The 14,986-nt window shown below is 45.3% G+C and carries 16 protein-coding genes; 6 read left to right on the top strand and 10 right to left on the bottom strand.

All coding sequences use genetic code 11. The annotated features are described in order from the left end of the window. Window positions 1-72: 72 nt before the first annotated feature. The gene (locus G511_RS0110145) at window positions 73-819 is read left to right on the top strand and encodes a sulfite exporter TauE/SafE family protein (protein WP_028469531.1); all 747 of its coding nucleotides are present in this window, start codon (window positions 73-75) and stop codon (window positions 817-819) included. Here G511_RS0110145 and G511_RS0110140 read toward each other — a convergent pair. Next, window positions 816-1,703 (bottom strand): LysR family transcriptional regulator, encoded by an 888-nt coding sequence (locus G511_RS0110140; protein ID WP_028469530.1) that lies wholly within the window; start codon window positions 1,701-1,703, stop codon window positions 816-818. The two genes, G511_RS0110145 and G511_RS0110140, sit on opposite strands and share 4 nt — an antisense overlap. Before the next feature lie 169 nt (window positions 1,704-1,872). Between G511_RS0110140 and G511_RS22490 the strand changes: the two genes are divergently transcribed. Then, window positions 1,873-2,799 carry a DMT family transporter gene (locus tag G511_RS22490; RefSeq protein ID WP_051221845.1) on the top strand — a complete coding sequence of 309 codons (927 nt, stop codon included), beginning with the start codon at window positions 1,873-1,875 and terminating at the stop codon, window positions 2,797-2,799. On the opposite strand, the gene G511_RS0110130 is transcribed toward G511_RS22490, so the two are convergent. After that, window positions 2,786-3,295: an HPP family protein gene (locus G511_RS0110130; RefSeq protein WP_028469529.1), complete on the bottom strand. Its 510-nt coding sequence runs from the start codon at window positions 3,293-3,295 to the stop codon at window positions 2,786-2,788. The two genes, G511_RS22490 and G511_RS0110130, sit on opposite strands and share 14 nt — an antisense overlap. 158 nt (window positions 3,296-3,453) lie before the next feature. Between G511_RS0110130 and G511_RS0110125 the strand changes: the two genes are divergently transcribed. Continuing rightward, the gene (locus tag G511_RS0110125; RefSeq protein WP_028469528.1) at window positions 3,454-4,026 is read left to right on the top strand and encodes a TetR/AcrR family transcriptional regulator; all 573 of its coding nucleotides are present in this window, start codon (window positions 3,454-3,456) and stop codon (window positions 4,024-4,026) included. A gap of 1 nt (window position 4,027) precedes the next feature. Here G511_RS0110125 and G511_RS0110120 read toward each other — a convergent pair whose 3' ends face one another. Both G511_RS0110120 and G511_RS0110115 read right to left on the bottom strand, forming a co-directional pair. Then, the gene (locus tag G511_RS0110120; protein WP_028469527.1) at window positions 4,028-4,417 is read right to left on the bottom strand and encodes a DUF6858 family protein; all 390 of its coding nucleotides are present in this window, start codon (window positions 4,415-4,417) and stop codon (window positions 4,028-4,030) included. Window positions 4,418-4,519: 102 nt separating this feature from the next. Continuing rightward, complete coding sequence (locus G511_RS0110115) at window positions 4,520-5,500, bottom strand: AraC family transcriptional regulator (RefSeq protein ID WP_028469526.1); 981 nt, start codon at window positions 5,498-5,500, stop codon at window positions 4,520-4,522. 121 nt (window positions 5,501-5,621) lie between these two features. On the opposite strand from G511_RS0110115, the gene G511_RS22485 reads away from it, so the two are divergent. From G511_RS22485 to nrtS, 3 genes are all read left to right on the top strand, one after another. Then, entirely contained in the window at window positions 5,622-5,912 is a 291-nt protein-coding gene (locus G511_RS22485; RefSeq protein ID WP_245573918.1) for a glutaredoxin family protein, read from the top strand. A 63-nt stretch (window positions 5,913-5,975) separates the two neighbouring features. Further along, window positions 5,976-7,418: a dihydrolipoyl dehydrogenase gene (locus G511_RS0110105; protein WP_028469525.1), complete on the top strand. Its 1,443-nt coding sequence runs from the start codon at window positions 5,976-5,978 to the stop codon at window positions 7,416-7,418. Window positions 7,419-7,420: 2 nt separating this feature from the next. Then, a complete protein-coding gene (gene nrtS, locus G511_RS0110100; protein WP_028469524.1) occupies window positions 7,421-7,624 on the top strand; it encodes a nitrate/nitrite transporter NrtS in 204 nt (67 codons plus the stop codon). A gap of 391 nt (window positions 7,625-8,015) precedes the next feature. Here the strand turns inward: nrtS and G511_RS0110090 are convergent, their stop codons facing one another. The 6 genes from G511_RS0110090 to G511_RS0110065 all read right to left on the bottom strand — a co-directional run bounded on the left by G511_RS0110090 (window position 8,016) and on the right by G511_RS0110065 (window position 14,984). Further along, window positions 8,016-8,885, bottom strand: coding sequence for a prepilin-type N-terminal cleavage/methylation domain-containing protein (locus G511_RS0110090; protein ID WP_028469523.1), 870 nt, complete (start codon window positions 8,883-8,885; stop codon window positions 8,016-8,018). Further along, window positions 8,882-9,577 carry a type II secretion system protein gene (locus G511_RS23830; RefSeq protein WP_028469522.1) on the bottom strand — a complete coding sequence of 232 codons (696 nt, stop codon included), beginning with the start codon at window positions 9,575-9,577 and terminating at the stop codon, window positions 8,882-8,884. Before G511_RS23830 ends, G511_RS0110090 begins: the two co-directional genes overlap by 4 nt. Then, window positions 9,574-10,917 carry a GspE/PulE family protein gene (locus tag G511_RS22470; protein WP_051221841.1) on the bottom strand — a complete coding sequence of 448 codons (1,344 nt, stop codon included), beginning with the start codon at window positions 10,915-10,917 and terminating at the stop codon, window positions 9,574-9,576. The genes G511_RS23830 and G511_RS22470 overlap by 4 nt, the downstream gene beginning before the upstream one ends. A 10-nt stretch (window positions 10,918-10,927) precedes the next feature. Next, the gene (locus G511_RS0110075) at window positions 10,928-12,157 is read right to left on the bottom strand and encodes a type II secretion system F family protein (RefSeq protein WP_028469521.1); all 1,230 of its coding nucleotides are present in this window, start codon (window positions 12,155-12,157) and stop codon (window positions 10,928-10,930) included. A 149-nt stretch (window positions 12,158-12,306) separates the two neighbouring features. Then, window positions 12,307-13,911, bottom strand: a complete 1,605-nt coding sequence (locus G511_RS0110070) for a GspE/PulE family protein (protein WP_028469520.1) — start codon at window positions 13,909-13,911, stop codon at window positions 12,307-12,309. Between the two features lie 2 nt (window positions 13,912-13,913). Then, window positions 13,914-14,984, bottom strand: a complete 1,071-nt coding sequence (locus G511_RS0110065) for a type IV pilus twitching motility protein PilT (protein WP_051221839.1) — start codon at window positions 14,982-14,984, stop codon at window positions 13,914-13,916. Window positions 14,985-14,986 lie beyond the last annotated feature (2 nt).

Raw genomic sequence — 14,986 nt, 5'->3', positions numbered from 1 at the left:
CATAAGTCTGGCTGATAGCTCATCTTACTTTTCTATTGTGAATTTTCACCTTCTGATTACTAGAGTTGTAAAATGTTTGATGTGTTCACTATTTGTATCATTCTTGCCACGTTTCTTTTGGCCGGTGCTGTTAAAGGTGTGACCGGTTTAGGTCTTCCTACGGTAAGCCTTGCGATACTAGCTGTCGCTATTGATATGCCGACAGCCATGGCGCTGTTATTGATCCCCTCCGTTGTTACCAATTTATGGCAGGCCTTTATTGGAGAGCGTACTAAAGAAGCGCTGCTAAGAATATGGCCATTTTTGCTTATGGCAACTGTGATGGTGTGGTTGGGTGGTCTGTTGCTGAGTCAGGTAGATTTGGCACTTTTATCAATGTTACTGGGCGGATTGTTGATCGCATATTCAGTGGTAAATCTAGCAGGGTTCGGGTTTACATTGAGCAGGCAACAAGAGGTGTGGGCAGGCCCTTTACTGGGAGCTTTGAACGGTATACTCACAGGTATGACGGGCTCTTTTGTCATTCCTGGTGTTATGTACTTACAAGCGATTGGCTTAACGCGAGACGTATTGATTCAAGCAATGGGAATGTTGTTTACTGCATCAACCATTGCACTAGCGGTATCGCTGCAGGGTAATGATCTGTTATCGGCTGAGCTAGGTATGTATTCAGCCTTAGCATTAATACCTGCCATCATAGGAATGGTATTGGGTCAGAAGGTTCGCAAAAGATTATCTGAGCAGCTGTTTAAACGACTTTTATTTGCCTCTCTGTTGCTTTTGGGTGCTTACATAATAATGAGTGCTGTCACTCGCTAAAACCACTCGGCTAGTCTTTTTGATAATGTTCTTGTTGCAGAACCAACAGGCTCCGACTCACGCACTAATGCCGACCAGCCCAGATCTAGGCTATCTTTTCCCACTTGAGTCACTGATACATTTTTGTTTTTAATAGCAGACTGCATCGCCCAGCGTGACAGTATACTCACACCAAACCCTGCTGCTATCAACTCAACTATGGCATCTGTTACCTCAACGATGGTTACCAAGTGCGGAGCAATTCCTGAAGGGCGAATAAAGCGCTCATATTCAAAACCCGGTTGTGCTGATTTACTATAAGTCAGGTATTGCTCGCTTTCTAAATCAGTAGCTTCAATAAATGCTTTTGTTGCGAGTTCGTGAGTTAAGTGTGTCACCAGAACCAGTTCATCTTGAAATACAGGAATGGAGTCGATACCCGGGACTATCAAGTGCCCGGGTGCTAGCACCACATCAACGCTGCCTTCTTGGAGGTTTAACAAAGGGTTTTGAGTCGCAGAGGCAACCAGCTCCAATTGAATGCCGGGTTCTTTTTTCTTCATCTCTTTTAGAAAAGCCGGTAACCAGTAGTAGCAGCTATAAGCGGCAACACCAAAACGCACAACGGTCACTTCGTTATCTGCCATCTGCTGAAAATCGAACTCAGCACGTTGAATAGTAGGAATAATCTGATTCGCCGTCTGTGTCATCGCTCGGCCAGCAGATGTTTCTTTAAGCTTGCGTCCTTCTCTCTCGAACAGTAAACCACCTAAGCGTCTTTCTGCCTCGGCGAGCCGGTGGCTTAGCGCCGACTGTGTTATGCCTAGCGCGTGAGCAGCTTGTCTTAAGGTGCCTGACTCGTTAATGGCTTTGAGCATTTCCCAATGTCTGATATCTAATCTCACGCCTTAACCTCATGCATTTATATCGCAACTTAGTGTTGCTGAGCGTTATGAGCAATCACTCAATAGTTTCTTTTTATATGCATACTATTAATCAATATCTAGAATTATTCATTATTTTTTTAATCAGTGGTAGTTATTCTTCCTGTCTAATGAAAGGAAGAATATCAACGTGACCACTAAACCTGTTATTAAATCGAGCATTAATGGCCAATATTTTGTGTTAATGGCGGCTTTCTTTTACGGGCTAAATCCGCTCTTTGCACAGCTTTTGTTTAAAGAGGGGTTTAGTGCCGAGATGGTCAGTTTGTATCGGTTTATTTTACCGGCAATATTTTTTACTTTTTTTGTTCGAACACCGCAAACCAATTGGCCTGAAGCGCTACGAACGCTGATATTAGGTGTCGTCAGTGGGGTTTCAATCTTTGGCTATTTTCATGCTTTGAATGTGCTACCTGCGGCAACAGCTATCCTGATTTATTATACCTATCCCGTGTTCAGTGTGTTGATTGGTTGGGCTGTTTTTAAGCGAGAGCCGTCACAAAATGCCTTGATATCTGCTGCACTGGTTGCCATTGCTGCCTCGTTAACAGTAAGGCCCGAAACGCTTTCGGCTGGTACTTACCTTTCGGTACTTGCCTGCTTTTTAGCACCGTTAGTGGTCGCGACTCAGGTGCAGTATCTATCTAATCCAAGAAGATGTATTCCAACAATGAACAGAATGGCATGGATGACAATTGGCCATATTATCGTGCTTCTACCTATAGCGATATGGAGTGAACCTGTGCAAGTTTTGCCCGTTTCACTCATGGGGTTACTATCGGTATTGGGTATCGCATTATTAGCGGCCGCCATTCCTCAGATACTGTTTATGGTAGGTGCACCAAGGTCCTGTGCAGATAAAAATGCATTAATGGGGTCACTTGAGCTAGTCGTTGCTTTGCTGACTGGAGCTGTTTTATTAGGCGAGGAAGTAGATCAGTTGGAAATAACTGCCATGGTCTTGATTGTCTTAGCATTGTTTATTAAACAAGTAGAAAACAAGCCCATAGCACCGGTTGTAGTTATCAATAAAGAGACGGTAGCTACCAATATTTAGGGTAGTTTACATCTCTGCTAAGGTTGTTATAAAGCAAAGCTACCACTACAAGGATGAGAGCACCGCTTAAGGTGGGTAGTAATAAAAAATCCCAGTTGGGCTGTAATAAAAAGACGATCACAGGGTTAGAGCCTGCAGGTGGGTGGACAGTTCTTGTGGCCATCATTAGAGCAATGGCTGTACCTGCTGCGAGTGCGACAGACCACCATGTTGGCCCGCAAAGTGTCAGGAAAATCAAACCAATCAATGTGCTTAAAAAATGCCCACCAATAACATTTCGCGGTTGTGAAAAGGGCGCATCAGGAAACCCAAATACGAGCACACAAGAGGCACCAAACGAGCCTAATACCAGAGCGGCTTCTAAGTTCTCACTAAGGCCTGCCAATACGGCAATCGCTATAAAACCACCGAGTCCTGCCAGCATAATATTTTTCATCGGATGCTTGGGAGGCAGCGCCGCACCATCACCTTTGATTTTTTTAAGTAAAGCAGACATAACGTTCTCCAGGTGATGATTAGAAGCGGGCTTAATAAAATGGGCCAATGGTGTGTTCTGATGTAGATGAATATCAAGGTAGACTAATCTGTCTACTAGTCATGGTAGACAAATCGGTCTACTCGTGTCAATATTATTTTTTTGAGGAATGATTTTGTATGTCGAGTAAACGTCTTCACCTTATTAGCACCGCTTTTAATCTTTTTTACCAAAAGGGTGTTCATGCGGTGGGTATTAACGAGATATTGGTTGAATCTGGTGTCGCTAAAAAAACCCTGTACCACCACTTCAGTGGTAAAGAGGCGTTGGTACTCGCGGTGCTCGTTTATCGTGATGAGTGCTTTTGTGCTTGGCTTAAAGAAAGATTAGAGGCTGCTAACCCAGGAATGGCAAAAGTTGAGGCGTTATTTGATGCGCTGGACGATTGGTTTAATAATCGAGTTGATACGTTATTCGCCTTTCATGGTTGTTTGTTTATCAATGTGAGCGCCGAGTTTGGCGATTTGACACACCCTTTACATCAGCAGTGTGCAATGCATAAGCAAAGCGTGGCTGCTTTGATAGAGTCGTTAGTTAAGACTACCAGTATTGATGCCGCTTGCATCAACATGGCTACAGATGCGCTGTGCTTATTAAAAGAAGGTGCGATTACACTGGCACATGTTCAGGGTGATCGAAAAGCAGCCCTCAAAGCAAAAGAAACAGCCAAGCTGCTTATTCGATCTATGTAGTCTATTTATGCAACGCGCGTGACCATTCTTCCATGGCTTGATTTGCAACAGGCATCGGTGCTTCAAGAAAGCTGATGACATATTTATCAGCGTATTCTGTAATGCCAAATGAGCGAGGGCGTACCGCCATTACTAATGCATTCGGTAGTTTAAGACCAAAGCAAAACACGACATTTTTAGCCGCCAAAATACCTTCAGCTATTTCACCTTCTTCCAATGAATCAGTATGTGCATAGTGATCAAAAGTGGCAATGTAACTTGCTTTTGGGTGCTGCTTTACGCAGTTTTCAAAGTAACTAATTACTTTTTCGAACTGGTCAAAGCGGCACTCTTCTTTGCTTACTTCAAGAAAAAAGACAGGGTACTTTTCTTGGAACATTGTTTGCTTCATGTAGCATAGCCTTAAAGTATAATAATATTAGAGTTATCTAATATTATTATACTTTAGTGATGACAAACAACACTTATAACGGAGTATTTTTATTAAGCGCTTCTAGTGCGGGTTGCTATTACGACGAACCTGCCCAGGAGGCTGGTCATAATAATGCTTAAATGCTTTGCTAAAAGCCGCTTCTGATGAGTAACCCGCGCCTTGTGCAATATCAATCATGGCTGTATCAGTGTGCTTAAGCTGGGTTTTTGCTTTTTGCATGCGCCAATTGATGAGGTATGTTTTAGGTGGCATACCGACCATTTTAGAAAACTTTTCTGTAAACGCCGTTCTTGATAAAGAAACCGCATCGCCGAGCCGCTCAACGCTCCAGTGGGCTTTTGTCTCTGAGTGAATCAGGTTTAATGCTGAGCCAATTTGCAAGTCAGCTAGGGCGGCAATATATCCCGAACTATTGGATGAATTTTCCATGTAAGTGCGCATTAATTGAATGAACAATACTTCTGTTAGCCGGTCGACCATCACGCTAGAGCCCGGGGATGGTTGGCGTGATTCGTTTGCAAGAACAGTCACTAAAGACCTTAACCATGCGAGCTGGGGCGTTTCGGATGCCTTGATATGAATAAAGCAGGGCAGGTCTTTTACAAAAGGGTGGTCCATCGAAGAGTCGTAGCTAAATGAACCACACAACAAGGTGGTTGCTGAGCTGAACTCTTGGCTATGCGCTTCTTGAGTATTGTCTTCTTCTGCTCTTGGTTGAAAGGGGTTCATGCCATTGAGGATATGTTCAACAACATCGGAGCCGGCTTGTCTTGGGCTTTCTGGTGTATCGCTAATCCAATGAGCACCGCCAGTCGGAAAGGCTACAATATCTCCCGCTGATAGTTCTAGTGGTGGGCCATCTTCTTTTACATGCTTTAACCAGCATGAATTTTCTACCACGATATGGAACATGCCCTGTTGGCTTGCTTCGATCTCCATTCCCCAGGGCGCACTAAAATCGGTACAAAAGTAAGTATCTGCACTGAGGCGAATCGCTTTCAATACATCAGCTAATGCATCCATATTGGCTGAGTTATCCATATTATCTCTACCTTGTGACCTATGCTGGTCAAAATGACAATTTATTCAGACATTACAGCATATTTTGTTCAAAGTAGAACTGGATAATAGACCCCAATCAATTTATTAGAACAGGGATTCTATGATGGCTACGCAAGAAAACATCAAAGCGCTTTCGCTTTATCATTTTCAAGGCTGCCCGTTCTGCGCGGCAACTCGTAAAGTTGTGCAGCAAACAGGGCTAAAGATTGAACAAAGAGATGTTCAGCGCCAACCACAGCATCGTGCAGCGCTCATAAAAGGGGGTGGTAAACCGCAAGTACCTTGCCTTCGTATCGAGAAAGAGAATGGGCAACATCTATGGCTGTATGAATCCTCGGATATTAACCACTTTCTTCGTGGTTATGCCGCACAGTCGGCAAAGCGTGCTTAATTAGCAATACCAACAATTCATAGCTTTAGTAACAGCTCTAGAAAGAATGCAGGGATAAAAATCATGAACAAAAGACACGTTGACGTTGCAATCATAGGTACAGGCACTGCCGGAATGGGAGCGTACCGTGCCGCAAGAGAACATACCGATAATCTCGTTCTTATCGAAGGTGGCGAGTATGGAACAACGTGCGCTCGAGTTGGTTGTATGCCAAGCAAGTTACTAATCGCAGCTGCAGAGGCGGCTCATCATTCCCAACATACTGAGCTTTTTGGTATAACAACGGGGCAGGTTGAGGTTGATGGCAAAGCTGTGATGGCAAGAATTCAGCGAGAGCGTGATCGCTTCGTGGGTTTTGTTAAGGAAGATGTAGAAGCGTTTGATGCAGCCCATAAAATCAGAGGCTATGCGACGTTCAAAGATGATCATACCCTGAGAATTGATGGTCATACCGAAATCACGGCTGATCGTATTGTTATCGCGACAGGGTCGACACCTGTGTATCCACCATTATTTGCAGAAGCAGGAGATCGCTTGCTGACCAATGATGATATTTTTGAGCTAGCTGACCTGCCAGAGTCCGTTGCGGTATTTGGCCCAGGAGTGATTGGATTAGAGCTAGGGCAGGCGTTGAGTCGCTTGGGTGTAAAGGTCAAAGTCTTTGGTCGTGGTGGCTCTGTTGCCACTATTAGCGATTCTGAAATTAGAGAATATGCAGAAAAAACATTTAATGAAGAGTTCTACCTAGATACAAAAGCTCAGGTAAGTAATATTCGAAAAAAAGGTGATGGCGTTGAAGTTGTCTACTTAGATAAATCTGGAGTAGAGGTAACCGAGTCTTTCTCTTATTTACTAGCAGCTACTGGTAGAAAACCCAATGTGGATAAGCTGGGCTTAGAAAACACCAACGTAAAACTAGATCAGCGGGGTGTGCCAGTGTTTGACCACTACAGCATGCAAGCCACACCTGATCATATATTTATCGCTGGTGATGTGAATAACGAACTAACCCTTTTACACGAAGCCGCAGACGAAGGGCGTATAGCAGGAGGTAATGCTGGTCGTTACCCACAGGTACGGGCGGGGCGCAGAAGAGCTTTTCTGGGTGTGGTTTTTACTGAGCCGCAAATTGCCAATATCGGGTTAAGCCTTGCTCAAATAGATGAGCGGTATGCGAATAGCTATGCCGTTGGCCAAGTCAGCTTTGAAGGGCAAGGGCGTAGCCGAGTCATGGGTAAAAACAAAGGCATAATGAAAGTCTATGCTGAACATGGTTCTGGGTTGCTACTCGGCGCTGAGATGTTTGGACCGGCAGCAGAGCATATAGGCCATCTATTGGCGTGGGCATTACAACAGCGCCTTACCATTAAAGAGATGCTTGAAATGCCGTTCTATCATCCGGTAATCGAAGAAGGCTTACGCACAGCCTTAAGAGACGTAAATGCTAAATTGCGACTAGGCCCAGAAGCGGTAAAAGGTTGTATTGATTGTGGCCCAGGAGCTTAAATATGAGCCGGTTGATGCTAGTCAAAGCATTTAAGGTTGCAGCGCTGGTGGGCACAGCACTGTTAGTAATCAACCAGTTTGATGCGCTTTTTGGTGATGCAGAACTACGCATAATCCCAGCGGTGCTTACTTACTGTGTTCCCTTTGCTGTGTTTATGGCAGGGCAACTCTCCAACCAGCAAGGCTCTCCATCGGGGCCGCGCTAATTGTGCTGTCTTGATGGTCTCGCTCATAGGGTTGCTCTGGTTGAATATCAAGAGGAGGGACTTTGTAAACAAGGAATAAACTCGTTAAAGAGGCGTGATTGGGTTTTGTATGTCTATACTGAAACGTGATGGCATCTTTGGGAGTAGATAAAAATGGAATTTTTACTGATCAAACTACTAAAGCTATATTCCGGTTATGCATTGGTTTTAGCTTTTATGTTGCAAAGCAGCTGGGTGTTGGCTTTAGGATTTTTGGCAGCAATAGGGGCGACCTTGTTAAGGCAAGCTAGGCTGAAACAGCTGGCGCAATCGATGCGCCAGTGTTGTATGAGGTTTCCTAGTTGTAGAAAGGCGAAGTACTGTAAGTCAAAGTTTTCTAATAAAGTTTAGCTCAGGGGTTTATCGTTATATTTATCTCTGCTGTGCCGCTATCTAGTAGATTGTGTACGTATACTGCATTCGCTGTATAGGTAAAGCCTGTAGACTCTATTGAGCTACAATCCGTTGTTACTGCCCCTATTTTCTTTTGTACAGTTAGAGCGATTCTACCGCCTACTAATGGTGTTATAGGCGTGACCGGTGGGATTGTGTTTAAGTCAATTGTAGAGGGCAATGCTGCATTGAATAAACAAAATTTACCATCCGGCTCCCCAGTGTTGTTTGTTAGATCAATAGAAATTTCTGCTCCGGCATAATGGCTTGCAGGGATTATCAGGTCTTTATCTTCTTCATAGACAATATCTGCAGGTTCAAAAGAAGTCGTTCCGCTTGTTTGATCTAGCCCTAAAGAAGCAATAACAATATCGTCTCCAGCACTTACACTTTCACCGCTTGTATTTAAGTAAGACAATGTATTACCCCAACCATCCTGCAAATCACTATCTGACAGGTATGGCCCTTTCCAGCTAGCAGCTTGGGTTTCCCATGTACTCCCTGCGGTTGTGCAGTCACTAGAATTGCTTTTTGATCCATCAGAACAGTATTCTTGCTGGGTAAGTTGAATGAGGTAAGTGGGCACGGTTTTGGTGTCTGCAATAAAACCACTAAATACGGGCTGCCCATTCAGTGTACGTGATACATCGCCAATAATCGCATAGCGGATTTTTTCCATGCGCTTTTGAGTAGTATCGTAGCGTTGTTGGTTGGTTTTACTCACCATAAAGTCAGTAGCGAGTGAGGAAACCAGTCCTAGAAGGGCAATAACCACAATTAATTCTAATAGCGTGAAGCCATTCTCTAAGCGGCGGGTATTGTTGCTCATCCGTTTTTCCTCAAAATAGTGACTACATCGTCACCGCTATTAAAGGTGCTATCTTTGCCTGCACTAATAAGAGCAATGCAGTTAGATGTGCTTGTAGGGCAGTCGGGGTTGCTTGCTTGGAAGTAGTCTAATTGGTAGTGGTAGGGTATCCCCGATGCTGCGCGTGGGATCCATTGGCCATCGTTGTGGATGGCAAAGCAATCATCAGTATTGCTATATTCACGGGCACGCTCATAAGTATCTTCTAGCGCGATAAAGGTAGACGTCATATCGACAGCCGCTAGGTCGCAGTCGCTGCTTAATGGTGCTCCGTGTGCAAAATGCAGGCGCTGCTGTGATGTTGTTGTTAAGTAAGGCCCGTTCCAGCCGCGGGCAACATCGGCTTGCCAAGGTAGAATGTCAACGCTACTACTTTGAGGCGGGCTAAATAGAAAATCAAAGTTACTGTCATGCGCAATAGAGTCTGAGGATGCAAACACTCCCTCATGAGGAAAGTACCCCGTATCTTGTTTGAAGCGATAAATAGCATTGGCAATATTATTCATCTCGACTCTGGCCAGCTGTTCACGTGCTTCACCGTCGTAGCTATCAATGGCGGTTACTGCAATACCTGCCATCGCGGCAAGTACTGAGATAACCACTAACAGCTCTATTAAGGTAAAGCCGTTTTGGGATGAGTGTTTTATGTTCATTGGATGGCCTCTGCTGTGTCTTTTTGTTGAATAACATTGGCTGGCGGTGCGATGGCAGTGCTTAATTCTGCAGACCCTAATAGCCCCAAAACGCGTTCAACTTCGTCTATATCTGTGATGCCTGCTTTCACTTTATTGAGTGCGCTACGTCGTAAGTTCTCCACACCTTGTTGTTCTATATGGGCAGAGATTTGCTTATCGCTGGCATCTTTACCGATCAAGTCGGTAAGTTCCGGTGTTACTGCCATCACCTGAAAAACACCGATACGGCCTTTGTAGCCATTGTGGTTGCCTTCAGGGCGAGCTCGATACAGTGTTAGGTCTTTAAGCTCGTCCTCCTCAAACCCAAGTGCCAATAATCGTGCTGTGGGTACGGTGATCTCTTCACGGGTTTCTGGGTCAATACGTCTGAGTAGGCGCTGGCTGATAATTAACGTGACAGTGGAGGCGATGTTATAAGCATCAACGCCAAGGTTACGTAAACGCGGTATCGCTTTAGGAGCGGTATTAGCGTGTAAGGTGGATAAAACTAAATGCCCTGTATGGGCGGCTTTGATGGCGGTGTCTAAGGTTGTTTGGTCACGCATCTCTCCGAGCATGATGACGTCGGGGTCTTGGCGCAAAATAGTACGTGCCGCTTCTGCAAAACTGATTCTATCAGACACACTTATTTGGTTAATGCCGTTTAGGTCAATCTCGATTGGGTCTTCTACCGTATAAATAGAGCGTGGCTGGCGGTTAATCAGTTTAATGAGGGTATATAGGCTTACCGTTTTTCCGCTACCGGTTGGGCCGGTAACCAACACCATACCTTGCTGGCGGTGTATGGCTTTTTGAATTAAAGATATTTGGGTGTTTTCTAAACCTAGCAGGCTGAGTTGCAAGAGGTTTTCAGGTAAATAAAGTAAGCGCAGTACAATGGTTTCGCCATGCATGGTAGGGATCACAGAGCAACGAAAGTCAAAACCGTTACTGTTTTGCTCTCCTAAAATCACTTTAAAACGCCCACCTTGTGCGATACGTTGCTCAGAAATATCTAACCCTGCGATTACTTTTAAGCGAGCGGCAAGCAAGTGACCAAAGCCTTTAGGCATCTCTGATACTTCTTGCATGAGCCCATCTAAACGAAAGCGAATCCTAAAACTGTCTGCATAGGGTTCAAAATGGATATCAGACGCACCTTGTTCGATTGCTGCAAGGAGGGTGCGATTCAAAAACAACGGGACGCTCAGGTCGTCATGAACTTCGCTAAAGTTATTATCTTCAGCTAGGCCACTATTAACGCTGACAAACGACAACTGGTTTAACTCAGAGACACTATGTTTAAGTGGTGTATTCATTAATTAGCTCCTAGCCTGCTGATACTTGCATCATTGCTTTGAAAAAACCGATATAAACAAAAGCCACCATGCCGCCAACGACTAACGTCATGGCTGGCTCGATCATGGCGATCATGGCTTTAATGCGGATTTCGGCATTGTGTTGGTAGTATTTTCCGATCTCGTGCATAACGTGCTCAAGCTCGCCGCTGCGCTCACCGATACCGGTCATGTGCTGCACCATGACGGGGATGTTCGATTGCTGAAAACCATAAGCAAGGCTGCGGCCAGATAAGATGTCACTGCCTGCTTTATCAAAGCATTTGGCTAAGCGAAGATTGCCGGTGATGCTGCTCATCACGCGTAGGGACTCAAGTACGGTTAAACCACTGCTCAGTAGCATAGACATGGTCCAACCCAGTTGTGCCATCCCTGATGTACGAATGCTGGAGCCGATAATAGGTACGCGCAGCAAAATTCTGTCGATAACTGCTTTGCCCGGGCGAGTGGTGTAGGCAATGAGAATGGCTAAAATCCCGCCTAGTAAAGAACCTCCAAGGTAAGCCCCGTAGTCGATCATCCAAGCTGAGACATCTAGCATAGCTTGTGTAATAGCAGGCAAGTCTTGTGATTTTCCCTCTAGCATTTTTGCAAATTTAGGCACAATCCCCAGTGCTAATCCCATAAATACACCAAAGGCCGCCAAGAAAAGAACAATGGGGTAGGCCAGGCTAGAAATAAGCTGGCGCCTTACTGCCGCTCCTCGCTCTAAATTGTCTGCCAGTCTTTCTAGTGTGGCTTGTAGTTCTCCCGATACCTCTGCCGATGCGATTAACTTAGATACCACGGGGGGGAAGTTACGCCCTTGTGCATCCATGGCGGCCGCAAAACTGCTACCACTACGAATACGAATAAGCACATCCAGTAAGCTACGGCTAAGTGTGAGTTTTTCGGTCATCTCAGCACAGACTTCTAGGCCTTGTGTGAGTGTATTACCTGAGCGCAGCATTAATGCTAACTGGCGAAACAGTATGACTTTATCGGCGGCTGAAGCACTGCGATACTGCTTTGGGCTGAGTTTACGAAATAGGGCACCCAATATACTAAAAGGGTTCAGAAAGTTAGGTGCAAGGCTTATATCAAGGATATAAAGTGCTTTGTTGCGCAGTTGTGAACGCGCCTCGGTAAGCCCGGGAGCGGTGAGTTGGCCACTAAGCTTACGACCCTGATGATCCATTGCTGAATAGCGATAGGTATGCATGGTGCTCCTTATTACTAATAGTAGAACGAATGATAATCATTAATTTTTAAGGTTTTTCTTGTTGCCTGGCTTGCCCAGTCGTGTGCTTACTTTGTTGAGCCGGTGTTTTGTTATACCCGCCTAATTTTAGGGTGGCTAAGACGGCTTTATCAGCTTGTTTGGTAAAGTGTGCTGGCTTCTTCTAGCGTCGTGATACCCTCTAATACTTTCTGGCGGGCGTCTTTCCATAATGTTTGTAGCTTGTCTGCTTCTTGTGCGTATTGCTTCATTGCTTGTTCTGATGCGCCTTGATGAATAAGTTGTTCTAGTTGTTTGTCCATCCATAGCGTTTCATAAACGCCAACTCGCCCGCTGTATCCGCTGCCCATACAATGCGAGCACCCTTTACCCCGGTGCAGTTGTAAATCAGGATCGGAAATTTCTAATAACTCCAGATCATGGGTTGTGGCGGTGTAACTATAACGGCAGTGTTGGCAAATGCGGCGCAATAAGCGCTGCGCTAATACTCCCAGTAGGGTGCTAGCAATAAGGTAGGAAGGGCAGCCAATATCAATGAGGCGATTGATAGCAGAAACTGCATTATTGGTATGCAGGGTAGATAACACCATATGGCCGGTCATGGCGGCACGTACAGCGGTCTCTGCGGTTTCGCCATCGCGTATTTCTCCCACGAGCATTACATCAGGGTCGTGGCGCAAAAATGAGCGAAGCGCTTTAGAGAAGCTGACTTTATCGGCGACCTGAACCTGGGAAATCCCTTCAATTACTTGTTCAATCGGGTCTTCAACCGTCATGATATTTAGCCTAGCAGCGTCGAGCTCACGCAATGATGCATATAGCGTGGTGCTTTTACCGCTACCGGTTGGTCCTGTGACCAAAACAATGCCGTAGGGTCGGTGTATTGCTTCTTGCATAGGTTGTAATAAATGGGAGGGTAAGCCTAATTGGCTCAATGTTAGGTTGGCAGTTCCTTGGCCAAGGATTCGCAAAGTGGCGCGTTCTCCAAAGCGTGTGGGTAAGGTAGCAACACGTAACTCGATAGGTGCAAGGTCTTCCCAGTCTTCTATTGCGTATGCAAAGCCACCATCTTGGGCCATATTCTGCTCGGCGATATCCAGCCCTGCTAATACCTTAATACGGCTCATTAGGGACTCGGCCAATGCCTTGTTAATAGGGCGGTCGTAGTGTTGCAAGCGCCCATCAACACGCATACGCAATTGCATGCCAGATTCTAGTGCTTCAAAGTGCAGATCGGTGGCTTGGCGAAGGTAAGACTCCTTCATTATCTCATCAAAGATAGATACCGCATTAAACTGGTTTCTGTGCTCACCATAGTGATCGCGCAGCAAAGCCTCAATTAAAAGTGGGTTGGCTAATGCAAGTGTGGCAGGTTTATTGAGCGTACGTTGTACGGTATCTACCGCTAATTTGTCGTCAGGGTCTGCTGTTAGTGCAATAAGTTGCTCACCAACTTGGACGGGAATAAATAAACGCTTGAGTAGTATTTGCGCATTGAGGGCATCTAAGTAACGAGTAACAACCTTGATATCTTCACGCTCATAAAAAGCCAGCCCACGGTTTTCAGCAACGGCTCTATACAAGGCTGTTTGTGGATAACGGCCGTTTTTACAAAGCAGCTCTAGCAAAGGTAATTGCTGGCGGCGCGCTTGCATTTTTAGGTTAGCCAGTGCGCTGGCTTCGATCAGGCCTGCATGTACTGCGGCATTAACCAGAGTGTTTTCTTGAATAGGCATTTTCAGGCTCCCCGCACTAGGCTATCAAAACTTGTGCTGTCTCTACTGAGTGCTTTGCCTAGCTCATGGCTGATGGTTCTTTGTGCCACTAAACGCGCCAATGCCTGATCTAATGTTTGCATGCCTTGTCGGGTGCTACTTTCCATAACTGAGTAAATTTGTTTAGATTTTGCAGACTCAATGAGGTTTGCAACCGCAGTGGTTACCATTAATATTTCGGCTACCACGGCCCTGCCATCACCTGATAAAGTGGGTAAAAGATTTTGTGCAATAACCGCCTTTAATGCATGCGCAATACGTTGGCGCGCTACGGCTTGCTCGTTACCCGGAAAGCTACCAATTAAACGCTCAACTACGCCAACAGCGTCATTGGTGTGCAGTGTAGAAAACACCAGATGGCCTGTTTCGGCAGCGGTTAAGGCGGTGCGCATAGTATCTAGATCTCGCATCTCACCTATCATGATGATATCCGGGTCTTCACGTAAGGCTGCTTTTACAGCACTGGCAAAATCGGGTACATCACTGTGCAGTTCTCTTTGATGCACGATAGAACGAATATTGCTGTGCACAAATTCTATAGGGTCTTCAACCGTTAAAATGTGCTTCTCTTGCTTTTCATTAATTTCATTAAGAATGGCGGTCAGCGTTGAGCTTTTACCAGAGCCTGTAGCACCACATACCAGCACCAAACCACTCTTTAGACTTGTTAAATAGTTAATTTGTGGCGGTAGCCCCAGTTCAGGTAGTGTCTTTAATGAGCCATCTAGATAACGGATAGCCAGTGCGGTATTGCCTCTTTCGCGGTAGAGGTTAACGCGAAAACGAAAACCGTTATCACTGGTAAAGCCCATATCGAGTGTCATGTGGGCCTTGAAATACTCTTTATGTAGGTCGTTCATCAAGCTTTGGGCCATCCCAGCTACTTGCTCGGCATTGTAAGGGGTGCTTTGGGCTTGGCTTATTTTACCGTGGATACGGTATGTAGCAGGCAAGCCCACTGAAATGTGTAGATCAGAGGCATTAAGCCCGACACACTGTTCCATTAACTGGCGAATAAGATGATGGTTATCCACGA

It is taken from the genome of Neptunomonas japonica DSM 18939, from assembly GCF_000422765.1.
GTDB lineage: Bacteria > Pseudomonadota > Gammaproteobacteria > Pseudomonadales > Balneatricaceae > Neptunomonas > Neptunomonas japonica.
This window is presented reverse-complemented; position numbering and strand designations above follow the sequence as displayed.